The organism is Pantoea sp. GW821-FHT03E06 (assembly GCF_059420725.1).
This window is the reverse complement of the sequence record NZ_JBWKUG010000001.1, coordinates 3,264,261-3,290,960: the sequence shown is the minus strand read 5'-3', so window position 1 is coordinate 3,290,960 and position 26,700 is coordinate 3,264,261. Positions and strand designations below refer to the sequence as shown.

Sequence of the window (26,700 nt, the reverse complement as noted above, 5' to 3'; positions counted from 1 at the left end):
GCCACGCCCTTTATGCTCACTCAGTTGCGCGAAATAGTAGAAAAAGTGGCGAGTGCTCCACGTCTGAATGAAGCACTCGACATTCTGGTAAACGAAATTTGCCTTGCGATGGAAACCGAGGTTTGCTCGGTTTATCTCGCCGATCACGATCGTCGTTGCTACTACCTGATGGCGACACGCGGACTAAAAAAGCCGCGTGGTCGTACGGTCACGCTGGCATTTGACGAAGGTATTGTTGGCCTTGTCGGACGCTTAGCCGAGCCGATCAACCTCGCCGATGCTCAGAGCCATCCCAGCTTCAAATACATTCCTTCTGTTAAAGAGGAGCGTTATCGCTCCTTCCTCGGTGTCCCGATTATCAGCCGCCGCCAGCTGCTTGGCGTGTTGGTTGTGCAGCAGCGCGAACACCGCCAGTTCGATGAAAGCGAAGAGTCGTTTCTCGTCACGCTTGCCACGCAAATGGCCGGCTTGCTGTCGCAATCGCAGCTTGGCCAACTGTTTGGCCAATTCCGCCAGACGCGCGTCAAAGCGATTGCCGCTGCGCCTGGCGTGGCGGTTGCGCCAGGTTGGGTAGATGAAACCCAGCCGCTGCTCGATCAGGTCACTGCCGCTTCCACGCTGGACGTGCAGCGCGAGCGCGAGCGCCTGGTGCTGGCAATGGGTGAGGCGGGCAACGAATTTCGCCGCTTCAGTAAACGCTTTGCCGCCAGCGTGCAGAAAGAGAGTGCGGCGATCTTCGATCTCTATTCGCATCTGCTCACGGATGCGCGGCTGAAAAAAGATCTTTTTGACGAGATCGATCGCGGATCGGTCGCGGAATGGGCAGTCAAGACGGTGATCGAGAAGTTCGCCGAACAGTTCGCTAATCTGCAGGATCAATATTTACGCGAGCGCGCCGGCGATTTGCGCGTGCTAGGTCAGCGTCTGCTCTTTCACCTCGATGATTCGCTGGTGGGCACCAATGCCTGGCCGGAACGCTTCGTACTGGTTGCCGATGAACTCACAGCCACCACCCTGGCCGAACTGCCGCAGGAGCGTTTAGCCGGCGTGGTGGTCCGCGACGGTGCGTCCAACTCGCATGCGGCGATTTTGACGCGCGCGATGGGCATTCCAACCGTGATGGGCGCGGATATCCTGCCCGCCCAGCTTAACAAACGCCTGCTGATTGTTGACGGCTACCGCGGCGAAGTGCTGATCGATCCTGAACCGGTGTTGGTACAGGAATATCAGCGTTTGATCAGTGAAGAGAACGCGCTGAGCAAAATGGCTGAAGGCGTGGTTGAGCAATCCGGTGAGCTGAAAAGCGGCGAGCGCGTGCAGGTGATGCTGAATGCAGGCCTCAGCCCGGAACATGAACAGGCGCTCGACAGTTGGGTTGACGGCATTGGCCTGTATCGCACCGAAATCCCGTTTATGCTGCACAACGGCTTCCCTTCCGAAGAGGAACAGGTGGCGCAGTACCAGGGCATGCTGCAGCTGTTTTACGATAAGCCGGTCACGCTACGCACGCTGGATGTGGGGGCTGATAAACAGCTGCCGTATATGCCGATCAGTGAAGAGAATCCCTGCCTTGGCTGGCGCGGCATTCGTTTAACGCTCGATCAGCCGGAAATCTTCCTGGTGCAGGTGCGTGCCATGCTGCGTGCCAATGTGGCGTCTGGCAACCTGAGCATTTTACTGCCGATGATTAGCCATATTGATGAGATCGATGAAGCGCGTCGTCTGATTGATCGTGCTGGTCGTGAAGTGGAAGAGATGCTGGGGTATGTGATTCCCAAGCCGCGGATTGGTATCATGATCGAAGTGCCCTCGATGCTATTTATGATCCCGCATCTGGCGGATCGCATTGATTTTATTTCGGTGGGCACCAACGATCTCACGCAATATTTGCTGGCAGTGGATCGCAACAACACGCGCGTGGCGAACCTGTATGATTCGCTGCATCCGGCAATGCTGCGGGCGCTGCACACCATTGCCAGCGAAGCCCGCGAGGCCAAACTGGAGCTCTGCTTGTGTGGTGAAATGGCCGGCGATCCGATGTGTGTCGCGCTGTTAGTGGGCATGGGCTATCACCACCTCAGCATGAACGGCAAGAACGTGCCGCGCGTGAAATATCTGCTGCGTCATCTCGATTTCGAGGAAGCGCAGAAATTGAGCGAGCATGGATTGGCAGCGCATACGGCATCAGAAGTACGTCACCTGGTTTCAACCTTTATGGAGCGTCGCGGTTTAGGCGGCCTGATTCGCGGCGGGCGTTAACGGTTACATCTTGCCGACCTGTGTACAACCCGGCTGTGCTATTATGCGCAGCCTTTTATTGTCCCGTTTAAGGGCAGAAGAACGATGGTGAAAGATGACTAACGGCTACATTTCGTTTCCCCAATTCGATCCGGTGATTTTCTCAATCGGACCGATTTCGCTTCACTGGTACGGTTTGATGTATCTGGTGGGCTTTATTTTTGCCATGTGGCTGGCGACGCGCCGTGCTAACAAACCTGGCAGCGGCTGGAAAAAAGAGGAAGTGGAGAATCTGCTGTACGCAGGTTTCCTCGGCGTGTTCCTCGGCGGACGTATTGGCTATGTGCTGTTCTACAACCTGCCGCTGTTCCTGGAGAATCCGCTTTATCTGTTTAAGGTCTGGGATGGCGGTATGTCGTTCCACGGCGGCTTAATCGGCGTAATTGTGGTGATGCTGATCTTTGCGCGTCGTACCAAACGCACTTTCTTCCAGGTAGCCGATTTTATTGCGCCACTGATCCCGTTTGGTTTAGGTGCCGGTCGTCTGGGCAACTTCATCAACGGCGAACTGTGGGGCCGCGTGGCGCCAGATTTCAAATTCGCCATGCTGTTTCCGGGGTCGCGTAGCGAAGATATCGCGCTGGCGGCCAATAATCCGCAATACCAGGAATTGCTGAACACCTACGGCGTGCTGCCGCGTCATGCCTCGCAGCTGTATGAGCTGTGCCTCGAAGGCATTGTGCTGTTCATCATTCTGAATCTGTTTATTCGCAAGCCGCGTCCGATGGGCAGCGTATCTGGCCTGTTCCTGATTGGCTACGGCGCATTCCGCATCATCGTTGAGTTCTTCCGTCAGCCCGATGCGCAGCTTGGTCTGTTCGAAGGCGGCGTCAGCATGGGACAAATTCTCTCAATCCCCATGATTCTGGCCGGTGTGATTATGATGGTTTGGGCGTATCGTCGTCGCCCGCAGCAACAAACGCGTGAGGTAAAATGAAACAGTATCTGGACTTAATGCAACATGTGCTGAATGAAGGCGCAGAAAAGGCCGACCGCACCGGAACCGGCACGCTCTCCATTTTTGGCCACCAGATGCGTTTCAATTTGCAGGACGGTTTTCCGCTGGTTACGACCAAGAAAGTGCATCTGCGCTCAATTATTCATGAGCTGCTGTGGTTCCTCAAAGGCGAAACCAACATCGGTTATCTGAAAGAGAACAAGGTAACCATTTGGGATGAGTGGGCCGATGAGAACGGCGATCTTGGCCCGGTGTACGGTAAGCAGTGGCGCAGCTGGGGCAACGCTTCGGGCGAAGAAATCGATCAGATTAGCAAAGTGATTGAGCAGCTGAAGCGCGATCCGGATTCCCGCCGCATCATCGTTTCGGCGTGGAACGTGGGTGAGCTGGACGAGATGGCGCTGGCGCCTTGTCATGCCTTCTTCCAGTTCTACGTCGCTAACGGCAAGCTCTCTTGCCAGCTGTATCAGCGCTCGTGCGATATCTTCCTCGGTCTGCCGTTTAATATCGCCAGCTATGCGCTGCTGGTGCATATGGTGGCGCAGCAGTGCGACCTCGAAGTGGGTGATTTTGTCTGGACGGGTGGCGATACGCATCTCTACAGCAACCATCTGGAACAGGCACGCCTGCAATTGACGCGCGAACCGCGTCCGTTGCCGAAGCTGGTGATCAAGCGCAAACCGGCCTCCATCTTCGATTATCAATTCGAAGATTTCGACATCGAAGGCTACGATCCGCATCCGGCGATTAAAGCACCCGTAGCGATTTAACGCTATTTACCCGTAGGGTCGCCATTTATGGCGACCACTTACCAACCGCACCTCAATTCCCAACCGCACCTCAGTTCTGGATCCACCTCGCAAAAATCTGTATCTCTCTGCACCTCTCAGCGATTTCCTGCGCAGCATTTTCCAAAGCACCAATCCTCCGCTTGTTGAGCGTCATCCCAACCGGCAAATTACCCGGCATGAACAGAAACATTCACCACGGATTCACCTTACCTGAACTGTTATTGGTGATGGTGATTGCCGGCATACTCAGCGTGGGTGCCTTACAAGGCTGGCAGCGCTGGCAGCACTATCAACAGCTACGCGAAAGCGTTGCGCAACTGCAGGGATTTCTGTTGCGGGCCCGCGCTTACGCGAGCTGGCACAATCGCGATCTTGTTCTGTGGTTGCAGCCAGGGGAAAACGGCTGCCTTGGCGCGGGGCAAAAGCCTGCGGAAGGCTGTGCGTTGGCATCTCGTTGGCTATTCAGGCCGCCACATGCCAGCGTGCGCATTGCCGGCATGACGGGTGAAGTGGGGTTTTATGGGCGACGTGATGTGGCACGCCCCGGCAGTATCGATCTCATTAGCGATGCCGGACACTGGCGTCTAATCATCTCCGCCAGAGCGCGTATCCGAGCCTGTCAGCCGGGAGAGAAAGGATGCGAATAGCGCAAAGGGGTTTTAGCCTGCTGGAAATGCTGATTGCTATGGCGATTGGTGCCGTTTTGATGCTCAGCGTAGGGCGCTTTTTACCCCTGCTACTGGAGCAGAATCTGCGCCTGCAGCAGCGTGTGCAGCTGCAACAGGAACTGCAGCAGATCGCCAATACTTTACAGAAGGCGCTGCGACGAGCGGGCTATTGTCACGGGCAGTGCCACGGTGCCGCGCTAACGCTTGCGGCGAATGGCAGCTGCGTTTTACTGCGCTGGGATGAGAACAGCAACGGGCGCTGGGAAGGTGTGGGGCACAGCGAAAGTGACTATTACGGCTATCGGCTGCGCAGTGGACAGCTGGAAATGCAGCGTGGTGTGGATGAGTGCAGCAGCAGTGGGTGGGAGAGAGTGTCCGATCCGGCCTTTCTCACCCTCGACACCTTCAAACTTGAACGACAGGGAACACGCCTTATCCTGCAACTGGCAGGGCATGCGGCTAGCCAAAGCGTGACGTTGGAACACTGGATTGAAGGAATCAATCTATGAAGCAACGCGGCAACAGCACATTGGGTATGGTGCTGATGATGTTAATCATGGGTGGACTGACGTTGCATGCTACGCGCAGCCAGCTGTCGCAAGGGATGGTATCAGTGGCGGACGAGCAGCAGCATCACCAGGATTTCTGGCAGGCGTATTCCGCACTGGAGTGGGGGAGCGTGCAAAACTGGCCGCAGGCGACCGGCTGGCAGTGCCAGCAGTGGGCGGCAGAGCAGTGGCAAAGCTGTCTATTACGTATGGAGGATGACAATGCGTTGTTATCAGCACATGGAGAAGGGCGAGCGCTGTGGCTCTATCGTTGGGTTTCTCTACGTAACTCGCAAACCCAGCGGCAAGAACATGGCTGGATCGATTATTGCCCGCTTTCGCAGCCGGAGCTGTGTCAGCCAGAAGCAACAGGGCTTTAGCCTGGCGGAAACGCTGGTGGCGATGCTGCTGCTGGCAATGACCATCAGCACTTTGTTGCAATATCATCGGGCGCTGGCACTGGGTTTTAGCCAGCAGTGGCAGCAGCGGCAGGCCTGGCGTGCTGCAGGGCAGGCGCTGCTTGGTCATGACGTAGCGGGCTGGCAGAGCCAGCGCCAGCAGCAAAGCATCGCAGGCGGCTGTACACTTGAGCACGTCACGGTGACGGGACCGCAACAGCGCTCGGCCTCATTAGGACAGCTCAATTGCCGCTGAGATGGCCTCAGCGGTAGGCATCAATGGCGATAAACGGTAGAGTGGCTCGGCTGAGTGCGTGCAGCTAACGTACCTGCAGCTTGAAGTAGGGTGGGTATATCTTTGAAGGAGAGTTATGTTCCGGGTCTATCATTCCAATCAGCTCGATCTGTTGAAAAATCTGGCAGGTATTCTGATTGAAAACCAGCCGCTAGCCGATCCGCTTGCTGCTGAACAGGTGCTGGTACAGAGTCCCGGTATGGCGCAATGGCTGCAAATGGAGCTGGCTAACAGTTTCGGTATCGCCGCCAACATCGAGTTCCCTTTGCCCGCCAGTTTTATCTGGAACATGTTCGTTAAGGTGCTACCCGATATCCCTGAAGAGAGCGCCTTCACCAAAGCCAGCATGAGCTGGAAGCTGATGCATCGGCTGCCGACCTTGCTGGAGCAGGAGGCCTTCCAGCCGCTGCGGCACTATCTCAATGACGACGATGATAAGCGTAAGCTGTATCAGCTCAGCGCCCGCGTCGCCGATCTGTTTGACCAATATCTGGTGTACCGCTCGGACTGGCTCAATAGCTGGGAGCGCGGTGAACGAATTGATGGCTTAGGCGAATCACAGCATTGGCAGGCACCGCTGTGGTGCGATCTGGTCAGCTTTACGGAGAGCCTCGACCAGCCGATGTGGCATCGTGCCAATCTTTATGCGCGCTTTATCCGTGAACTGGAACAGGCAAACACGCCGCCGCCAGGTCTGCCACAGCGCGTATTTATTTGCGGTATTTCCGCGCTGCCGCCGGTCTATCTTCAGGCGTTAGAAGCGCTGGGACGGCATATCGATATCCATCTGCTGTTCACCAATCCATGTCGCCACTATTGGGGTGACATTCAGGATTATGCCTTCCTGGCGAAGCTGCAAAGCCGCCAGCGGCGTCGTTTACAATCAGATGAGCTACAGCCGCTGTTTCGCGATCCGGCTAGCGCCACGTCGTTATTTAACGATCTCGGCGAGCAACAGCTCACCAATCCACTGCTCGCGTCATGGGGCAAGTTGGGGCGCGATAATCTGTTTTTACTGAGCCAGATGGAGTCCGCCGCCAACGACATTGATGCCTTTGTGGAATTGCCCCAAGACAATCTGCTGCACAGTCTGCAGTCGGACCTGCTCAATCTCGACGATAAAGCGGTGATTGGACTGAACGCCGGTGAACTGGCCGACAGCAGTGAGAAACGCCAGCTTGATCCGCACGATCGCTCGATCACGCTGCAGGTGTGCCATAGTGCGCAGCGTGAAGTTGAAGTGTTGCAGGATCACCTGCTAACGCTAATGGAAGCCGATCCCGAGCTCAAGCCGCGCGACATCATTGTCATGGTGGCAGACATTGACAGTTATGCCCCCTTTATTCAGGCTGCTTTTGCCAGCGCGCCGAGTGAGCGCTATTTACCCTTTGCCATTTCAGACCGCCGCGCCAGCCAGGCGCACCCGGCTATATTGGCGTTGATCGGTTTACTGGCATTGCCGGAAAGCCGTTTTGCTTCGGAAGATGTGCTGGCGTTGCTGGAAGTGCCAGCGCTGGCGCAACGCTTCTCAGTGGATGAAAGCGGGCTGCGACTGCTACGCCGTTGGGTGATGGAATCCGGTATCCGCTGGGGGTTGGATGATGCCAGTGTGGAAGCGTTGGCGCTGCCGGTGACCGGACAACATACCTGGCGTTTTGGTCTGCAGCGCATGCTGCTGGGCTACGCGCTAGAAAGTGGCAACGGCGACTGGCAGGGTATTTTGCCGTATGACGAGTCCAGTGGCCTCATCGCTGAGCTGGCGGGACATCTGGCCGAATTACTCTCTCGGCTTGAAGAGTGGCGCGCGCGTCTGGCGCAAGAGCGCACGCTTGAGGATTGGTTGCCATTATGTCGCGAGCTGATCACCAGCTTCTTCAGCGGTGATGCCGAAAGTGACGCCGCACTGCTGCTGGTGGAAACGCAGTGGCAGGAGATTATTGAACAGGGTATGCAAGCGGCTTATCACCAGCCGATTCCGGTCACATTACTGCGCGATGAGCTGCGTTCGCGCCTCGATCAGCAGCGGATTAGCCAACGTTTTCTTGCCGGCCCGATCAACTTTTGTACGCTGATGCCAATGCGCTCTATTCCCTTCAAGGTGGTGTGTTTGCTGGGCATGAACGACGGGGTTTACCCGCGCACATTAGCGCCACTTGGTTTCGACCTCATGCAGCAGCAGATGCGTAAGGGCGATCGCAGTCGCCGTGATGATGACCGCTACCTGTTCCTCGAAGCGTTAATTTCGGCGCAGCAGCAGCTGTATATCAGCTATATCGGCCGCGCTATTCAGGACAACACCGAGCGCTATCCCTCAGTATTAGTGAGTGAGCTGGTGGATTATCTTGGGCAGAGTTTCTGTTTACCCGGCGACGAAGCCTGTGAGCCTGACGTCAGCGAGCAGCATGTGCGTGAACATCTACAAACGCTACATAGCCGAATGCCTTTTGCGGCGGAGAACTTCCAACCGGGCGCATATGGCCAAAGTTTTGCGGCGGAATGGCTACCTGCCGCAACCGGCAGCGGGGTCGCGCAACCTGATTTTGTCCAGCCTTTACCGCCGGTGCCATTGGAAACGTTGTCGCTGGAGCAACTGCTGCGTTTCTGGCGCCATCCGGTGCGCGCCTGGTTCCAGCAGCGCTTAGGCGTCGCATTTTGGATGGAAGAGAGCGAACTGCCCGACAGCGAACCCTTCGCTCCCGACAGTCTGGAGCGTTATCAAATCAACGCCCAGCTGTTAAATACGCTGGTCAACGGTGACGATCCGGCGCAGCTGTATGCTCGCCATCGTGCCGCAGGCAATCTACCGTACGGCGCTTTTGGGGAAATTTTCTGGCAGAGCCAGACCGAAGAGATGCAGGAAGTGGCGGCGGAGGTGAGCGGTCAACGCCAGCCGGCGGAGAGTTGGGAGATCAATCTGAAGCTGGGCGATGTGCAATTGACCGGCTGGCTGACCCAGGTGCAAGCTGATGGGCTGCTGCGCTGGCGTCCGGGCGTGCTTAATATGAACGATGGACTGTTGTTATGGATCGAACATCTGGTGTATTGCGCGTTAGGCGGTACGGGTGAAAGCCGTATGTACGGTCGTAAACAGAGTCACTGGCGTTTTACGGCACTGGATGCCGATCGGGCATTAGTTTTGCTGAGCGAGTATGTTGGGGGTTATCAGGCGGGGTTAGTACAGCCGCTGATGCTGCTCAATAAATCGGGTGGGGCCTGGCTGGAGGCCAGCTTTGATAGCAAGGCGCACCTGCTGCTGGAAGACGAAGCAACGCAGAAAAAGGCACTTAACAAACTGCTGCAAGCCTGGCAGGGTGGTTTCCAGGTTGAAGGCGAGGGCAGCGATCCCTATCTTCAGCGCCTTAGCCGAACACTTGATGAAGAGGCTATCCAGGCGATTACCGCTGCCGCACGGCAATGGTATTTGCCGGTGCGCCTTGCGCATCAACATGATGAATAGCAATCGGGAACAGCCTCGTTAACGCTGTTCTCACTACTATAAAAAAGTTTTTCTATTTCACCGCTGGGCACACAGACAGCGGAAAAGGGTAACGTAAGGGGTTTAAATGCGGATTTACGCACGCTGGATTGGAGCGCTGCTGCTGAGCATGCTGGCGCTGAATGCCTTTGCCGATACCGATCGCGGCTGGCAACCCATTAATGACACCATTCGTAAAAGCGATCACGATCCACGCAGCTATCAGGCGATTACCTTAAGTAACGGCATGACCGTGCTGCTGGTCTCGGACGCAGAAGCACCGAAATCCCTGGCGGCGCTGACGTTGCCGATAGGTTCGCTGGATGATCCTAATCAGCAACTGGGCCTGGCGCACTATCTGGAACATATGGTGCTGATGGGATCTAAGCTTTATCCGCAGCCTGACAATCTTGCAGAATTTCTGAAGAAGCACGGTGGTAGCCATAATGCCAGTACGGCCTCCTATCGTACGGCGTTCTATCTTGAAGTGGAGAACGATGCACTGCAGCCGGCTGTCGATCGCCTGGCTGATGCGATTGCTGAACCGCTGTTGGATCCGATCAATGCTGACCGTGAACGCCACGCTGTTAACGCTGAGCTCACCATGGCCCGCTCGCGTGATGGTTTGCGTATGTCGCAAGTGGGTGCAGAAACCCTAAACCCTGCACATCCGGGTTCACGTTATTCCGGCGGTAACCTTGATACGCTGAGTGATAAGCCCGACAGCAAATTACATCAGGCGCTAACCGATTTTTATCACAGCCATTATTCGGCGAATCTGATGAAGGCGGTGATTTACAGCAACAAGCCGCTGCCAGAGATGGCCGACATTGCGGCAAAGACCTTTGGTCGAGTGGCCAATCATCAGACGGCAGTGCCTGAGATAGATGTCCCCGTGGTCACCGATGCACAAAAGGGCATCATTATTCATTACGTGCCTGCACAGCCGCGCAAGCAGTTAAAAATCGAATTCCGTATTGCCAATAACAGCGGCCAGTTCCGCAGTAAAACGGATACGTTGATTAGTTATATTCTGGGCAACCGCAGCAAGAATACCCTTAATGACTGGCTGCAAAAGCAGGGGCTGGCTGACGGTGTCAGCGCGGGTGCCGATCCGATGACCGAGCGCAACAGCGGCGTGTTTGCTATCAGCGTATCGCTCACCGATAAAGGGTTGGCACAGCGCGATGAGGTCGTAGCCGCAGTATTTAGCTACCTGGATCTGCTGCGTAGTAAAGGCATCAGCAAAGAGTACTTTGATGAAGTCTCTCATGTACTGGCACTGGATTTCCGCTATCCATCAATCACGCGCGATATGGATTACATCGAATGGTTAGTGGACACCATGCTACGTGTGCCGGTTGAACATACGCTGGACGCGCCATATCTGGCCGATCAATTCGACCCAGCCGCCATCAAATCACGTCTTGATGAGATGACGCCGCAGAACGCGCGTATCTGGTACATCAGTCCGCAGGAGCCGCACAACAAAGAAGCCTATTTTGTGAACGCGCCTTACCAGGTGGATAAAATCAGCACCGCGCAGTTCAGTGACTGGCAGCAGCGTGCCACTCAGCTGCAGCTATCGATGCCGGCCCTGAATCCCTATATTCCGTCTGATTTCACCATCATGCCTTCCACAGGTAAAACCTACGATCATCCCGTGGCGCTCACCAGCGGTGACAGCATGCGCATCTACTGGATGCCAAGCCAGATGTTTGCCAGTGAACCCAAAGCGGCGATCACCCTGGCACTGCGCAACAAAGCCGCGATTAGCGATGCGCGCCAGCAGGTGCTGTTTGGGTTGAATGACTATCTCTCCAGTCTGGCTCTGGATCAGCTCAACTCGCAGGCATCGGTTGGCGGCATCAGCTTCTCCACCGGTGAAGATGATGGCATCGTGTTTAGCGCCAGCGGGTTTACCCAACGCTTGCCGGAACTGCTGAAAAAACTGGTGGAAGGCTACGCCACGTTTACCCCGGATCAACAGCAGCTGGAACAGGCCAAATCCTGGTATCTGGATCGATTGGAGGCGGCTGAAAAAGGCAAAGCGTTTGAGCAAGCCATTCAGCCAATGCAAATGCTCTCGCAGCTGCCCTATACCCAGCGCGAAACGCGCCGCAAGCTGGTCAAAGAGATCACGTTGAAAGAGGTCACTGACTATCGTGATGCGCTGATTCATCACGCAACACCAGAGATGATGGTGGTGGGGAATCTATCAGCCGATCGCGTTATACAGTTGGGTGATGAACTTAAACAGCAGTTGCAGAGCGATGGCCACGGCTACTGGCACAGTGATTATGTGGTCGTCGATAAGGCGATGAAGGCCAACCTGCAGAAAGCAGGTAGCAGCACCGATTCCGCGCTGGCGGCGCTGTATGTGCCGTTGGGCTACAGCGAGTATCAAAGCATGGCTAACAGCACCATGCTCAGCCAGATAGTGCAGCCGTGGTTCTACAATCAGTTGCGTACCGAAGAGCAGCTCGGCTATGCGGTGTTTGCCTACCAGATGCCGATTGGTCGCCAATGGGGTATCGGTTTCTTACTGCAAAGTAACAGCAAACAACCCGCCTTCTTACTGCAACGCTTCCAGGCCTTTTATCCGCAGGCTGAACAGCGTCTGCGCACCATGAAACCGGAAGATTTCGCCCAATATCAGCAGGCGTTGATCAACGATATGAAGCAGCGCCCGCAAACGCTGGATGAAGAGGCGAACCGCTTTAACCGCGACTTCAATCGCCAGAATTTTGCTTTCGATACGCGTGAAAAAGCGATTGAGCAAATTCAAAAGCTGACGCCAGCGGGTCTGGCCGACTTCTTCCATCAGGCGGTGTTAGCGCAGCAGGGCATGGCGATGATTTCGCAGATTGGCGGTAGCCATGATGGTGCGACCAAAGATGATTACGCGCTATTGCCGGACTGGACCACGTGGGATGAGGTGCAGAAATTGCAGCAATCATTGCCAGTGAAGAGTGATGCGCAATGAGTTTGTTACCTGAAACCCTCAATCCCCTGACGCTGCCGCTGCGCGGTGAGCGTCTGATTGAAGCCTCAGCCGGAACAGGCAAGACCTTTACCATCGGTCTGCTCTATCTGCGCCTGCTGCTCGGGTTAGGTGGACAAAATGCGTATTCCCGCCCACTGTCGGTAGAAGAAATTTTGGTGGTGACTTTTACCGAGGCTGCTACCGCCGAGCTGCGTGGACGTATTCGTGCCAATATTCACGAACTGCGATTGGCCTGCCTGCGCGGCGTCAGCGGCAACCCGATGCTGATGCAACTGTTGCAGGAGATTCCGCAACCTGCCGATGCGGCTTCACTGCTGCTTGCTGCCGAGCGCCAGATGGACGAAGCGGCGATATTCACTATTCACGGCTTCTGCCAACGCATGCTCAATCTCAATGCCTTTGAATCAGGGATGCTGTTTGAACAGCAGCTGATTGAGGATGAACAGCTTCTGCTGCGACAGGCGACGGCCGATTTTTGGCGCCGCCACTGCTATCCATTGACGCTGGATGTTGCGCGCGTGATTGTCAGCGAGTGGAGCGGCCCGGAGCAGTTGTTGGCAACCTTGCGTCCATGGTTACAGGGCGAGTCTCCCAGCCTGCGTCTTCCGCCTGCCGAGGGTGAAACGCTGGCCTCACGCCACAGTGAAAATCTGGCGCGTATCGCCGCCATGAAAGCGCAGTGGCTGGCGGTCGGCGAAGAGGTGCTGACGCTGGTTGGACAATCGGACGTGGATAAGCGTAGCTACAGCAGTAAAAATTTGCCGGTTTGGGTTAACAAGGTCAGCTTCTGGGCACAAAGCGAAACGTACGATTATCAGGTTCCTGCCGAGCTGGCGCGCTTTGGCCAGCAGGTACTGATAGAGAAGACCAAAAAGGGCCTTCCGCCACAGCATGGCTTATTTGACGCCATTGATAGCTTTATCGCGCAGCCGCTGTCGCTGCGTGATTTGGTAATTGCCCGTGCGCTGGTTGAGGTGCGTGCTGCGGTACGTAAAGAAAAGCGCCAGCAGGCACTGCTAGGTTTTGATGACCTGCTAAGCCGTCTGGACGAAGCGCTGCAGCAGCCCAGTGGTGAACAGCTGGCGCAGGCCATCCGTCAGCGTTTTCCGGTGGCGTTAATTGATGAATTTCAGGATACCGATCCGCTGCAATACCGCATTTTCCGCACGCTTTACATCAATCAACCAGCGCATGCGCTGCTGCTGATTGGCGATCCAAAACAGGCGATTTACGCGTTTCGTGGCGCGGATATTTTTACCTATATTCGGGCACGGAGTGAGGTCAGCGCGCACTATACGCTGGATACTAACTGGCGCTCGTCGCCGGCGATGGTTAGCAGCGTCAATCAGCTGTTTATGCGTCTTGAAGCGCCATTTTTGTTCGCCGACATTCCCTTCCAGCCGGTGCAGTTCGCGCCACCCAATCAGCGCTTGTCGCTCAGCATCGATCAGGTTGAGCAAGCGGCATTGCGCTTCTGGCTGCAACCTGGGGCAGGTTGCAGCGTGGGAGACTATCAGCAACGGATGGCGCAGCAGTGTGCGGCCGACATACGCCGCTGGCTACAGGCTGGTCAGCAACAGCGTGCGATGCTGGGCAAAGCTCCTGCACTGCGCCCGGTACAAGCTTCAGATATCACCGTGCTGGTGCGCAGCCGTAACGAAGCCAATCTGATTCGCGAAGCGTTAAATCTGCTGGGGATTCCGTCGGTGTATCTCTCTAACCGCGACAGCGTCTACACCACGCCGGAAGCGCGCGAGCTGTTGTGGCTGCTGCAGGCGGTGCTGGCGCCGGAACAGGAGCGTATGCTGCGTACGGCGCTGGCTACCTCGCTGTTTGCCTTTGATGCCTCGCAGCTGGATGCGCTGGATCAGGATGCTCGTGGTTGGGATGAATTGGTCGATACCTTTGCTCGCTGGCAGCTGGTGTGGCAGCAGCGTGGCGTGTTGCCGATGCTGCGCGAGATGATGCTGGAGCGTCAGCTGGCAGAGAATTTGCTGGCATCAGACAACGGTGAACGCCGCCTGACCGATTTACTGCATCTGGGCGAACTGTTACAGGAGGCGGCAGCACAGCTGGATAGTCCGCATGCGCTGGTGCGCCATCTGGCGCAGCAGATCGCACGTCCGGATAGTCAGTCTGCCAGCCAGCAGCTGCGTCTGGAGAGCGATCGCCATCTGGTACAGATTGTCACCATTCACAAGTCCAAAGGACTGCAATATCCGTTAGTGTGGCTGCCATTCGCCGCCGGTTTCCGCGAAGCCGATACCGCGCTGTATCACGATCGTGAAAGTTTTGGAGCGGTGCTGGATCTGCAAGCGGATGAGGCGAGTCTGGCGCTGGCCGAGCAGGAGCGTCTCGCGGAAGATTTGCGTCTGCTGTACGTGGCGCTGACCCGCTCGATTTATCACTGCAGCGTTGGGGTGGCGCCGCTGTTTCGTGGCACGCGTAAGAAAGAGGGCGAGAGCGATGTGCACAAAAGCGCGCTCGGGTTCTTGTTGCAGCGTGGTGAAGCGGCCACGGCAGAGCAGTTGGCTATTCTGCTCAATGATATGGAGGCAGTAGGCACCGATGTGGTGCTGGCGGATGATATCCATGCCGAGCGCTGGCAGAATGATGCCGTTGCCGATAGCGAACTTGCCGCGCGTGCCGTAACGCGTGTGTTGGCCGATCCGTGGCGGGTAACCAGCTACTCCGGTTTACAGCAGCATGGCACTCATCGCCTGTTGGATGTGATGCCAAACTTCGATGTTGAAGCAGCGGGCGAGGAGAACCGTGAGGAGACGCTGGAAGCGACGTTAACACCCCACCATTTCCCGCGCGGTGCTGCACCGGGGACGTTTTTACATGAGCTGTTTGAATCACTGGATTTCCCACAGCCGCCCTCCGCAGAGAAGCTGACGCAGCATCTGCAGCAAAACGGTTACCCGCTCCACTGGCAGCCGATGCTCAGTGAGTGGATTGCACGCGTGGTCACTACGCCGCTGAATGCGCAGGGCATCCATCTGGCGGGCGTTCACCATCACGATTGTTTGGTTGAAATGGCCTTCTATCTGCCAATTGATAACGTGCTGACGGCGCATGAACTCAGTGCATTAATCGCTCAGGATGCGTTATCGGCACAGGCTCCGCCGCTTGATTTCCGTCAGGTGCAGGGCATGCTAAAAGGCTTTATTGACCTGGTGTTTCGCTGGCAGGGTAAATACTACCTGCTGGATTATAAATCCAACTGGCTGGGTGACAGCCACGAAGCTTATACACCGCAGGCGATGGCGCAGGCGATGATCGACCACCGCTACGATTTGCAGTACCAACTCTATACGCTGGCGCTGCATCGCTATTTACAGCATCGTGTGCCTGATTACGATTATGAGCAGCACTTTGGCGGCGTGTTCTATCTTTTCCTGCGCGGCATGGATGGTAGCTCACCCGATAATGGCGTGTTCCATACGCGTCCAAGCTTCGATTTTGTTTCACAACTGGACAGCCTGTTTCGCGGGCCAGGAGAGTCTGCATGAGCGGTATGACGGCGCTTTTGGCACAGGCAGCTGAGCTGCGCTTGCTGCGGCCGCTGGATGTCCAGTTTGCCCAACTGTTGGCCGATGATGATTATCCGGCGCGATTACTCCTGGCAGCATGCCTGAGTGCAGAAGCAGGGGATGGGCATGTCTGTTTACCGCTGACGCAGCTGAGCCGCGACAACCTGTTTAATGGTCGTCATGCGGAGCTGGCGCACGCTATCTGGCAAGCTGCCGGGGAGCCGCAAGATTGGCACGCAGAACTGAGTGACTGGCCTGCGTTGCACAGTCACGATCGGGCGGCGCCGATCGTGTTGAGCGAGAATCGTCTCTATCTGCATCGCTTATGGCATAACGAAGGGCAGGTGGCACGCTTCTTCCAGTCACAGGCCACAGCGCAGCAGTTTGCATCTGAGCAGGTAAGAGAAGTACTGGATCAGCTGTTTGGTATCGCGCCGGATAACTGGCAGAAAATTGCGGCCGCCGTAGCATTGACGCAAAAAACCGCGGTTATTTCTGGCGGCCCCGGCACCGGAAAAACCACTACGGTGGCAAAACTGCTGGCAGCGCTCATTCGCCTGAGTGGGGACGCACTTCGTATTCAATTGGCTGCTCCAACCGGCAAGGCCGCGGCGCGTCTCACCGAATCGCTGGGTAAGGCGCTGCAAAAGCTGCCGGTTAGCGAGGCGGAACGACTACGCTTTCCGGCTGAGGCCACTACGTTGCACCGTCTTTTAGGCGCACAACCGGAAACGCAGCGTCTGCGCTATCACGCGGGAAATCCATTGCATCTGGATGTGCTGGTGGTGGATGAAGCCTCCATGGTCGATCTCGGTATGATGGCCAATCTTATCGCCGCGTTGCCTCCGCAGGCGCGAGTCATTTTCCTGGGCGATCGCGATCAACTTGCATCCGTTGAAGCGGGCGCGGTGCTCGGCGATATCTGCCGCTGCGCTGAGGCCGGTTACAGTACCGCGCGTGCGTTACAACTCAGTGAAATTACTGGCTGTGCAGTGGCGGGCAATGATGAGCACAGCGCTCCCCCTGTGCGCGACTCTATTTGCCTGCTGCGCAAAAGTTATCGCTTTGACGCCAACTCCGGCATCGGGCAGCTGGCCAGCGCCGTTAACGCAGGTGATGCGAAAGCAGTCGAGGCGGCATTGCAGGCAGGGTTTAGTGATATCGCGCGTAAACCTTTAAATGATGCGGAGGCTTATCAGGCGATGCTGGCGGAGATTGCAGCAGGCTACCAGCCTTTCCTGAAACTGATTAGCCAGCGAGCAGATCCGGCAGAGATTATCGCGGCATTTGGTCGCTATCAGCTGCTGTGTGCGCTACGCGAAGGGCCTTTTGGCGTGCAGGGGCTGAATCAACGTATTGAACAGAAGCTGATGCAGCTGCAACTGATTCGTCGTCCCACCGGCGGCAGTCGTTGGTATCAGGGACGTCCGGTGATGGTGACGCGCAACGATAGCGCGTTGGGCCTGTTTAACGGCGATATCGGCATTACGCTGTTTGATGATGAAGGTCTGCTGAAAGTATTTTTCCCATTGCCAGATGGCAGCATCAAAGCGGTACAGCCAAGTCGTTTACCCACGCACGATACCGCGTGGGCAATGACGGTGCACAAATCGCAGGGATCGGAGTTTGATCATACGGCGTTAGTGATGCCGGCGCAGTTTTTACCGGTGCTAACGCGTGAACTGATTTATACCGCCATTACGCGTGCGCGAAAGCAGCTGACGTTGTACAGCGATGAAAGCGTATTCCGCCGGGCGGTGCAGCTGCGCACCCAACGGCGCAGCGGATTGCTCGAGCGGTTGAGCGGGGAATAAACCCAGGTCGGCATAAATGCCGCCCCTACAAATGCACCATAGGGTCGCCATTCATGGCGACCTCTTCCCGATGCGCATAAATGCCGCCTCTACAAATGCACCGTAGGGTCGCCATTCATGGCGACCTCTTCCCGATGCGCATAAATGCCCACCAGCAAGTGCTAACCCAAGTCTGCCATCAGCACTTTCGAACGGCGCTGGTAGTTGTACATCTGCTTTTTGCTCTCGGGCAGCGACTCAATATCCACCGGCGTAAAACCGCGTTCCTGGAACCAGTGAATACTGCGGGTCGTCAACACAAACAGCTTTTTCAGCCCCATTTGACGCGCTTGCAGCGCTACGCGTTCTAAGAGCAATTCGCCGCGCGATGAGCTGCGATAATCCGGATGTACCGCGACACAGGCCATCTCACCAATCTGCTCGTCCGGGAACGGATACAGCGCTGCACAGGCAATGGTCAGATTATCGCGCTGAATGATGGTGAATTTATCAATCTCCATCTCCAGCTGCTCGCGTGAACGGCGCACCAGAATGCCCTGCTGCTCCAGCGGACGAATCAGCTCCAAAATACCGCCGATATCATTGATGTTGGCGCGGCGAATCTGCTCGGCCGATTCCATAACAATCTGCGTGCCGATACCGTCGCGGGAGAACAGTTCTTGCAGTAACGCTCCGTCTTCCTGATAGCTGATCAGATGGCTGCGACGCACCCCGCTGCGGCAGGCTTTAACCGCACCGCGCAGGAAGCGTACGGTGCCCGAAAGGAAATCGCCATCGCTCTCCATTTCGTCAATGCGCGCCTGGGCTTCATTGGGAAACAGCTCGGAAATGATGTTACCTTCGCGATCGGTGACGCCCTGCTCGGAGCAGAAACCAATCATTTTCTCGGCCTTCAATTTGATGGCCAGCTGCGTCGCGACTTCTTCTGACGTCAGGTTAAAGCTTTCGCCGGTCACTGAAACGGCCACTGGTCCCAGCAGCACGATCGCATCATTATCCAGTTGGCGATGAATCGCCTCTTCATCAATACGACGGATACGGCCGCTATGGCAGTAATCGACGCCATCATCCACGCCTAGCGGCTGCGCAATAATAAAGTTGCCGCTCACGACGTTAATATGAGCACCTTGCAGCGGCGTGTTATTGAGACTCATCGAGAGACGCGCGGTGATATCCAGCTGCAGTCGGCCAGCTGCCTGCTTGACCAGCTCAAGCGACTGCGCATCGGTGACGCGCGTGTGTTTATGGTAAATCGGTTCCAGCTGTTGCTGCGCCAGGCTGGCATCAATCTGCGGACGGGCACCGTAGACCACCACCAGCCGAATGCCAAGACTATGCAACAGGCCGATATCATTTACGATGCTTGAGAAGTTCTCATGCTCGATGGCTTCACCACCCAGCATGATGACAAAGGTCTTGTCGCGGTGGGTATTTATATAGGGAACGGTATGGCGAAAACCCTGAACCAGTTCTGTACTGCGTTCCTTCACGGCAAACCCTCTTTGCATTTTTATTCGTAATTTTCGTATTTTTATGCTCTTTCGCAGATTAATGCAAGTGTCCGGCCTGACGTTACTTTACGATTTTCCTGATGCAACACTCGCTAACAGACTGCATTATCTGGTTTTTCCGGCAAGACAAGACATTTCTGGTCGAACAAAGTTTTCGCTTTCTTGCCATCATTTGACGTTTTTTTAGACACAACATAGCAAGTGGAGCGGCATGTCCGAAGCTTTTACACGACGACGATTATTACAGGGCGCTGGGGCATTATGGCTGTTGAGCGTCACGCGCACTGGAGTGGCAGCCAGCCAGCATATTGTGGCGGTGCGCATCTGGCCATCCTCAACATACTCCCGCGTTACACTGGAATCGAATGTTCCCCTCAAGTACAAGCAATTCACGCTGAATAATCCCGATCGTCTGGTTATTGATATCGAAAATATGCACATCAATCCGGTACTAAAAGGCGTGGATAAGCTGGTGCGTATGGACGATCCCTACATCAAAACCGCGCGCGTTGGTCAATTTGATACGAATACGGTGCGCATCGTGCTGGAGCTCAAGCGCAGTATCGCGCCGAAGACCTTCACACTGGCGCCGGTGGCGGGCATTAAGCATCGTTTAGTCGTGGATCTCTATCCCAGCCAAAAGTCACAGGAGGAGGATCCGCTTCTGGCGTTACTACAGGATTACAATCAGGGCGATCTCGAACGCGATCAGCCCGTGCAGGCTGCGCTGCCGGGCAAAGCAGGGCGCGATCGGCCAATTATTATCATGATCGATCCTGGGCATGGCGGTGAAGATCCGGGCGCACATGGTAAATATAAAACGCGTGAGAAAGATATCGTGCTGAAAATCGGGCGCTATCTGAAGGCGCTGATCGATAAAGAGCGCAACATGAAAGCCTACATGACGCGTAACGAAGATGTCTTTATTCCATTACGTGTAAGGGTCGCGAAAGCACGTAAGCAGCGTGCTGATCTGTTTATCTCGATCCACGCCGATGCCTTCACCAGCCGGGCGGCGCGTGGATCATCGGTGTTTGCACTCTCAACGCGGGGCGCAACCTCGACGGCAGCGCGCTTCCTGGCGCAGACGCAGAATGAAGCCGATTTGATTGGGGGTGTCAGCATGAGCGGCGATCGCTATCTCGATCACACCATGTTCGATATGGTGCAGCGTCAAACGATCAGCGACAGCCTGAAGTTCGGCAAAGAGGTGCTGGCGCGTATGGGGCACATTAATCATCTGCATAAGCGCACGGTTGATCAGGCTGGATTTGCCGTGCTGAAAGCGCCTGATATTCCTTCCATTCTGGTAGAAACCGCGTTTATCAGTAATGTGGAGGAGGAGCGTAAGCTGCGTACCGCGCGCTATCAGCATCAGGTGGCTGAGGCGATTTTGCATGGCATCAAGGCGTATTTTGATAAAGGGGCGGCGCTGGCGCATCGTTGAAGCGGGCGGCAGAAATGCCGCTTTTAGCGTATGGCAGAAACAAAAAAACACCCGTTAAGGTGTTTAAATGATTGGTTGCGGGGGCCGGATTCGAACCGACGACCTTCGGGTTATGAGCCCGACGAGCTACCAGGCTGCTCCACCCCGCGTCCGTCTGTCGCGCTAAGCGACACTTCACATTGTATTCTTCTTATAGACAATTGGTTGCGGGGGCCGGATTCGAACCGACGACCTTCGGGTTATGAGCCCGACGAGCTACCAGGCTGCTCCACCCCGCGTCCGTCTGACGCGTTACACGACACTTCACATTGTCTCTTCACTTAAGAAGAATTGGTTGCGGGGGCCGGATTCGAACCGACGACCTTCGGGTTATGAGCCCGACGAGCTACCAGGCTGCTCCACCCCGCGTCCGTGGATGCGCACTATACTCTGGACGCGCGGCGATGCAACTCCTTTTTGAGACAAATCACTAAATTTACAGTTAGTTGATGAATAAAGTCGCCAATCGTCGCTTTATTATACAGATGTGAGCAAGGCAGGTTGTGGTGGATTTCATTCTCTCCGCCCGTTTGCTATCGTCGCCGGGCAAACAATCGATAAAAAGAGAAGGGTATGAAAGGACATTGGGCGAAGTATGCACTGACTGGCGCATTTTTCGCGCTGTTAGCGGGTTGTAGTTCTAAACCGACCGATCGTGGTCAGCAATATATCGATGGCAAGCTGGAGCAGCCGCTCGGGCTGGTGAATCAGCCCAATGCCAAAGGGCGTCCGGTCAACGGTAAAGACTTCAGCGATCAGGTTGTGCAGATTCAAACGGCCTCTTCCGGTCTGTTCGGACGCAACAACGGCACCTATAGCGCGGTGCAAAACTGGCTGCTGTCCGGTGCCGATACGCGCCAGCTCAACCAGTTTGGTTTGAATGCTTATCAGATGGAAGGCACCGACAATTATGGCAACGTGCAATTCACTGGCTACTACACGCCGGTAGTGGAAGCGCGTTATACCCGTCAGGGCGAGTTCCAGTATCCAATCTATCGCATGCCACCGCGTCCGCGCGGACAGAAACTGCCGAGCCGCGCTTCTATCTATAGTGGCGGCCTTGATGAGCGCTACGTGATCGCTTACAGCAATTCGCTGATCGATAATTTCATGATGGATGTGCAGGGCAGCGGTTATGTTGATTTTGGTGATGGTCGCCCGCTGCGCTTCTTTGGCTACGGCGGCAAAAATGGCTGGGCGTACCACAGCGTCGGAAAAGAGCTGATCGATCGCGGTGAAGTGAAGCGCGAAGATATGTCGATGCAGGCGATTCGTCAGTGGGCGCAAGAACATTCGCCGCAGGAAGTGCGTTCGGTGCTGGAAACCAACCAATCCTTCGTGTTCTTCAAGCCAGAAGAGTACGTGCCGGTTCGCGGTGCCAGCGCGGTGCCGCTAATCGCTAAGGCTTCGGTTGCATCCGATCGGTCACTGATCCCTGCCGGGACCGTGCTATTAGCGGAAGTGCCGCAGCTGAACGAGAAGGGTAAATTCAACGGAAAATATGAGATGCGCTTGATGGTGGCGCTAGATGTGGGCGGCGCGATTAAAGGCCAGCACTTCGATATCTATCAGGGCGTGGGCCCGGATGCCGCGCATCTGGCCGGATTTTACAACCATTATGGTCGCGTTTGGGTGCTGAAAGCCGCGCCGGGCACCGGTCAGCCGGTGTTTAGCAACCCACAAAATGGCAACAATGGTTCACTGCTATTGGGGTCTAATTGATGTTCCGTCTTGTTGAGAAAGGTTTGTTATGGCTGTGGTAAGTGATGCCTGGCGTCAACGTTTTGGCGGCACGGCGCGTCTATATGGGCAGGATGCGTTACAGCGTTTTGCCGACGCCCATTTTTGTGTGATTGGTATTGGCGGTGTGGGCTCGTGGGCGGCGGAAGCGCTAGCGCGCACTGGCATCGGTAGAATCACCCTGATCGATATGGACGATGTCTGCATCACCAATACCAACCGGCAAATTCATGCGCTGCAGGGTAAAGTCGGCCAGGCGAAAACCGAGGTCATGGCGGAGCGGATGCGTGCTATCAACCCTGAATGCGAAGTGATTTGCATTGATGATTTCATCACGCCGGAGAATACCGCTGAACTGTTGTCCGCGGGGTTTGACTATGTGATTGATGCGATTGATAGCGTGCGTCCGAAAGCGGCGTTGATTGCCTGGTGTCGGCGTAACAAGATCCCGCTGATCACCACTGGCGGCGCAGGCGGCCAGATCGATCCCACGCAGATCCAGGTTAGCGATCTGGCGAAAACCATTCAGGACCCGCTGGCGGCCAAGCTGCGCGAACGATTGAAAGGCGATTTTGGCGTGGTGAAGAACAGTAAAGGAAAGCTCGGCATCGACTGCGTGTTTTCGACGGAAGCGCTGATGTATCCGCAGCCCGATGGCAGCGTGTGTACCTCACGGAGTACCGCCGAAGGGCCAAAACGCATGGATTGTGCCGCCGGGTTTGGGGCTGCCACCATGGTGACCGCCACCTTTGGCTTTGTGGCGGTTGCTCATGCGCTGAAGAAGTTTCTTGCTAAGGCGGCGCGTCAAACGGCCTGAGTGTGCTCGCGTGCGGCGCGTTGCACCGCATCCGCCAGCGCCTGTAAACCGCTGCTGCGCGATGCACTCAGCTGCGCGCGCAAACCTAACGTATCAAACAGCGCCAGCGGATCTTGCTCAAGCAAGTCGGCTGGCGTTTTGCCTTCTACCGCCGTCAATAACACCGCCAGTAAACCACGCACGATACGTCCTTCACTGTCGCCGTAAAAGTGCAGCGTGCCGTTGTTCAGCAGCTGGCTACTCAGCCAGACGCGGTTCTCACAGCCACTTAGCTCGATTTCCGCTGTCTTTAATTCTTCCGATAATGCAGGCAGCTGGCGGCTGAGCTGGATCAGCTGACGATAGCGATCTTCCCACTGATGAAAATGGGTAAATTTCTCTGTCAGGCTGGCTTCAGTAATCAAATCGCCAAACGGATGCGGAGCGAGCAGGGATGATGTCATGGGATTATTCACTCAGTAGGTCAATGGCGTGGTGCATGGCGCGCACCAGCGCATCCACGTCCTGCAGATTATTATAGGGGGCGAATGAGACGCGCAATGTGCCAGTGACGCCCAGCGCCGCCATTAAGGGTTGCGCACAGTGCTGCCCGGCGCGTAACGCAATACCTTGCTCGGCGAGTAGCGTAACGATATCGCTGTGGTGAATACCTTCTATATCAAACGCCAGCAGACTGGCATTGCCACAGCGAAAGCTATGGAAGCCGGGGATCTCGCTCAATTGCTCTTCAGCCAGACTTGCCAGTTGCTGGCTCCACATTTCGGCCTTTTCGGCATGATGCTGCGCCAGCCACTCCAATGCAGCGCTTAATCCCACCACGCCCGCCACATTCGGCGTGCCAGCTTCAAAGCGCCACGGCACCGGCTGCGGTGTGAACCCGTTAAAATCAACCTGCGTCAGCATCTTGCCGCCACCCTGCCATGGCTGCATCGCCTCCAGCAATTCAGCCTTGCCATACAGCACGCCAATGCCCATTGGCCCATAAAGCTTGTGACCTGAGAACGCATAGAAGTCGATATCCTGCGCCTGTACATCGGGGGGGCAATGCACCACGCCCTGCGCGCCATCGACCATCACTTTCGCGCCCACGTCATGGGCTAAACGAATCGCCTGCGCCAGATCGGGGCAGCCACCGGTGACGTTCGACATCTGACCCACGGCGAGTAATCGGGTGCGGGCGTTGAGCAAAGCGGGCAGTTGAGCGATATCCGGCAGGCGATCGGCACCCAGCGGCCATTTCACCACTTTTGCGCCGCAGGCCTGCGCCACCATCAGCCACGGCACTAGATTGGCATGGTGCTCGGCTTCGCTCACCACAATCTCATCACCTGCCTGCAGGCGCGGTGCCAGCCAGCCATTGGCGACCAGATTAATCGCCTCAGTGGTGCCGCGCGTCCAGACAATCTGACGATCGTCAGCCGCGTTAAGCCAGCCAGCAACCAGACCGCGCGCCTGCTCATACTTTTCCGTCAGTGCGCGGGCAGCGGCGAATTGGCTGCGATGTACGGTGCCGGCGCTTAAGCTATAAAACTGCGTGGTAGCGTCAATCACGGCCTGCGGTTTTAATGCAGTGGCAGCGCTATCAAGATAGATACCGGCATCGCTCAGCGCGGGAAACTGCTGGCGAAAGGCGCCAGGGGAAAAAATGGTCATACTCAGCCCACTCTTAATCATGTTAGGACCAGGACGAAAGCTGGCCGGTTGCCTGGCAAAGCTGGAAAAGCGCGTTATGCTAATTATTGCAAGGTTTGAACCGAAACCCGCATATCGAGTCGTGATTCTTGGTCGATTTCACTAGTGCCACCGCTGGTTGGCGCATGCGGGTGGTTTAATGCAATCAATCTGCAAGGAGATAGAAGATGAATAAACTCACCGCAGTGCTGGCCGTGTGCACCATGGCCTTTACCCTGACCGCTTGTTCCAGCAATTATGTCATGCACACTAACGATGGTCGCACTATCGTAGCCGATGGCAAACCCAAAGTTGATGATGAAACCGGTATGATCAGCTATAAGGATGCCAATGGCAACAAGCAGCAGATTAACCGCTCTGATGTCAAAGAGATGGTAGAGATGGGGCAGTAAAGACGTAAAAAAAAGCACCGCAATTTGCGGTGCTATTTAAAATCACTATGGACAGACAGGGTAAATCTACAGGAATTAAAAGCTTGATCTGCAAGCGTCAGATCAAAATGCAAACACAACATCACGACCACAAGCCAAAAGCTCTCCAAAAGTCTGCGATCTCTCGCACGTTTCTAGAAATCTTTTCGTTCCGGCTTAGGAAGTGCGGCAACTATAGGTATTTGCTGGAGCTTCCTCAACGGACAAATTATAATGTCTCGGATTAAAAAAACTAATACGTAGCGACTTTGTATAAGTTGAAGTATTACCTTATCAATCCGGATACGGAAAACCATGTCTAAACGCCTTCCGCCGCTCAATGCCTTACGCGTCTTTGATGCTGCTGCCCGTCATTTAAGCTTTACCAAAGCCGCTGAAGAGCTGTTTGTTACCCAGGCTGCTGTCAGCCATCAGATTAAATCTCTGGAGGATTTCCTTGGTCTAAAGCTGTTTCGCCGGAGGAATCGTTCGCTTTTACTGACGGAAGAAGGGCAAAGCTACTATTTGGATATCAAGGAGATTTTCTCCGCACTGAATGATGCAACGCGCAAGTTACAAGCGCGTAGCGCTAAGGGCGCGCTGACCGTCAGTTTGCTACCAAGCTTCGCCATTCAGTGGCTGGTGCCCCGCCTTTCCAGCTTTAATATGGCTTATCCGGGCATCGACGTACGCATCCAGGCGGTGGACCGCGACGAAGAGAAATTAGCCGACGATGTCGACGTGGCAATTTTCTATGGTCGCGGTAACTGGCCGGGCCTGCGCGTGGAAAAATTGTACGCCGAATATTTGCTGCCGGTTTGTTCTCCGATGTTGCTCACTGGCGATCATCCCCTCAAATCGCCTGCGGATTTGGCGCACTGCACGTTGCTGCATGATGCGTCGCGCCGTGATTGGCAATCGTATATTCGCCAGCTCGGCCTGCAGCATATTAATGTGCAGCAGGGGCCGATTTTTAGTCACAGTGCAATGGTGCTACAGGCGGCCATTCATGGCCAGGGCGTGGCGCTGGCCAACAATGTGATGGCGCAGAGTGAAATCGAAGCCGGGCGTCTGGTCTGTCCTTTTAACGACGTATTGGTCAGTAAAAATGCTTTTTATCTGGTTTGTCATGACAGCCAGGCAGAACTGGGTAAAATAGCCGCCTTTCGCCAGTGGATCCTGGAAAAAGCGGCCAATGAACAAGAAAAATTCCGTTTTCGCTACGATCATTAACGCGTTAATGGCTGCACGGTAAC

The 26,700-nt window shown here is 55.5% G+C and carries 19 protein-coding genes and 3 tRNA genes; 16 read left to right on the top strand and 6 right to left on the bottom strand.

Translation table 11 applies throughout. From position 1 onward, the window contains the following. Positions 1-12 precede the first annotated feature (12 nt). From ptsP to recD, 11 genes are all read left to right on the top strand, one after another. Positions 13-2,259 (top strand): phosphoenolpyruvate--protein phosphotransferase, encoded by a 2,247-nt coding sequence (gene ptsP / locus AC07WB_RS15360; RefSeq protein WP_097096191.1) that lies wholly within the window; start codon positions 13-15, stop codon positions 2,257-2,259. Between the two features lie 94 nt (positions 2,260-2,353). Beyond that, complete coding sequence (lgt, locus tag AC07WB_RS15355) at positions 2,354-3,235, top strand: prolipoprotein diacylglyceryl transferase (protein ID WP_097096192.1); 882 nt, start codon at positions 2,354-2,356, stop codon at positions 3,233-3,235. Then, positions 3,232-4,026, top strand: coding sequence for a thymidylate synthase (gene thyA / locus AC07WB_RS15350; RefSeq protein ID WP_494940774.1), 795 nt, complete (start codon positions 3,232-3,234; stop codon positions 4,024-4,026). Before lgt ends, thyA begins: the two co-directional genes overlap by 4 nt. A gap of 197 nt (positions 4,027-4,223) precedes the next feature. Next, on the top strand, positions 4,224-4,694 hold the full coding sequence (locus AC07WB_RS15345; protein WP_494940773.1) for a prepilin-type N-terminal cleavage/methylation domain-containing protein: 471 nt from the start codon (positions 4,224-4,226) through the stop codon (positions 4,692-4,694). Next, positions 4,685-5,224 (top strand): prepilin peptidase-dependent protein, encoded by a 540-nt coding sequence (locus tag AC07WB_RS15340; protein ID WP_494940772.1) that lies wholly within the window; start codon positions 4,685-4,687, stop codon positions 5,222-5,224. Before AC07WB_RS15345 ends, AC07WB_RS15340 begins: the two co-directional genes overlap by 10 nt. Continuing rightward, on the top strand, positions 5,221-5,643 hold the full coding sequence (locus tag AC07WB_RS15335; RefSeq protein ID WP_494940771.1) for a DUF2509 family protein: 423 nt from the start codon (positions 5,221-5,223) through the stop codon (positions 5,641-5,643). The genes AC07WB_RS15340 and AC07WB_RS15335 overlap by 4 nt, the downstream gene beginning before the upstream one ends. Next, positions 5,576-5,917 (top strand): prepilin-type N-terminal cleavage/methylation domain-containing protein, encoded by a 342-nt coding sequence (locus AC07WB_RS15330; protein ID WP_345828457.1) that lies wholly within the window; start codon positions 5,576-5,578, stop codon positions 5,915-5,917. Before AC07WB_RS15335 ends, AC07WB_RS15330 begins: the two co-directional genes overlap by 68 nt. A 115-nt stretch (positions 5,918-6,032) precedes the next feature. Continuing rightward, positions 6,033-9,413, top strand: coding sequence for an exodeoxyribonuclease V subunit gamma (gene recC, locus AC07WB_RS15325; RefSeq protein ID WP_494940770.1), 3,381 nt, complete (start codon positions 6,033-6,035; stop codon positions 9,411-9,413). Positions 9,414-9,519: 106 nt separating this feature from the next. Next, entirely contained in the window at positions 9,520-12,417 is a 2,898-nt protein-coding gene (gene ptrA / locus AC07WB_RS15320) for a pitrilysin (RefSeq protein ID WP_494940769.1), read from the top strand. Then, positions 12,414-15,953 (top strand): exodeoxyribonuclease V subunit beta, encoded by a 3,540-nt coding sequence (gene recB / locus AC07WB_RS15315; RefSeq protein WP_494940768.1) that lies wholly within the window; start codon positions 12,414-12,416, stop codon positions 15,951-15,953. Before ptrA ends, recB begins: the two co-directional genes overlap by 4 nt. Continuing rightward, entirely contained in the window at positions 15,950-17,788 is a 1,839-nt protein-coding gene (recD, locus tag AC07WB_RS15310; protein ID WP_494940767.1) for an exodeoxyribonuclease V subunit alpha, read from the top strand. Before recB ends, recD begins: the two co-directional genes overlap by 4 nt. A 161-nt stretch (positions 17,789-17,949) precedes the next feature. On the opposite strand, the gene argA is transcribed toward recD, so the two are convergent. Continuing rightward, a complete protein-coding gene (gene argA / locus AC07WB_RS15305; RefSeq protein WP_176519152.1) occupies positions 17,950-19,296 on the bottom strand; it encodes an amino-acid N-acetyltransferase in 1,347 nt (448 codons plus the stop codon). 214 nt (positions 19,297-19,510) lie between these two features. On the opposite strand from argA, the gene amiC reads away from it, so the two are divergent. Next, positions 19,511-20,746, top strand: a complete 1,236-nt coding sequence (gene amiC / locus AC07WB_RS15300) for an N-acetylmuramoyl-L-alanine amidase AmiC (protein ID WP_494940766.1) — start codon at positions 19,511-19,513, stop codon at positions 20,744-20,746. A gap of 72 nt (positions 20,747-20,818) precedes the next feature. On the opposite strand, the gene AC07WB_RS15295 is transcribed toward amiC, so the two are convergent. From AC07WB_RS15295 to AC07WB_RS15285, 3 genes are all read right to left on the bottom strand, one after another. Continuing rightward, positions 20,819-20,895: transfer RNA gene (locus AC07WB_RS15295), tRNA-Met, on the bottom strand. A 52-nt stretch (positions 20,896-20,947) separates the two neighbouring features. Next, a tRNA-Met gene (locus AC07WB_RS15290) sits at positions 20,948-21,024 on the bottom strand. Between the two features lie 53 nt (positions 21,025-21,077). Further along, positions 21,078-21,154, bottom strand: a tRNA-Met gene (locus tag AC07WB_RS15285). Between the two features lie 204 nt (positions 21,155-21,358). On the opposite strand from AC07WB_RS15285, the gene mltA reads away from it, so the two are divergent. Together mltA and tcdA are read left to right on the top strand one after the other, a co-directional pair. Next, positions 21,359-22,507, top strand: coding sequence for a murein transglycosylase A (gene mltA, locus AC07WB_RS15280; protein ID WP_345828467.1), 1,149 nt, complete (start codon positions 21,359-21,361; stop codon positions 22,505-22,507). A 28-nt stretch (positions 22,508-22,535) separates the two neighbouring features. Then, complete coding sequence (tcdA, locus tag AC07WB_RS15275; protein WP_494940765.1) at positions 22,536-23,342, top strand: tRNA cyclic N6-threonylcarbamoyladenosine(37) synthase TcdA; 807 nt, start codon at positions 22,536-22,538, stop codon at positions 23,340-23,342. On the opposite strand, the gene csdE is transcribed toward tcdA, so the two are convergent. Next, positions 23,330-23,785: a cysteine desulfurase sulfur acceptor subunit CsdE gene (gene csdE, locus AC07WB_RS15270; RefSeq protein ID WP_097096207.1), complete on the bottom strand. Its 456-nt coding sequence runs from the start codon at positions 23,783-23,785 to the stop codon at positions 23,330-23,332. The genes tcdA and csdE overlap by 13 nt on opposite strands. Positions 23,786-23,789: 4 nt before the next feature. Further along, positions 23,790-24,995, bottom strand: a complete 1,206-nt coding sequence (csdA, locus tag AC07WB_RS15265; RefSeq protein WP_494940764.1) for a cysteine desulfurase CsdA — start codon at positions 24,993-24,995, stop codon at positions 23,790-23,792. Between the two features lie 206 nt (positions 24,996-25,201). Between csdA and AC07WB_RS15260 the strand changes: the two genes are divergently transcribed. Both AC07WB_RS15260 and AC07WB_RS15255 read left to right on the top strand, forming a co-directional pair. Further along, positions 25,202-25,426: a YgdI/YgdR family lipoprotein gene (locus tag AC07WB_RS15260; RefSeq protein WP_097096208.1), complete on the top strand. Its 225-nt coding sequence runs from the start codon at positions 25,202-25,204 to the stop codon at positions 25,424-25,426. 333 nt (positions 25,427-25,759) lie between these two features. Then, positions 25,760-26,677 (top strand): transcriptional regulator GcvA, encoded by a 918-nt coding sequence (locus AC07WB_RS15255; RefSeq protein WP_097096210.1) that lies wholly within the window; start codon positions 25,760-25,762, stop codon positions 26,675-26,677. Positions 26,678-26,700: the final 23 nt, after the last annotated feature.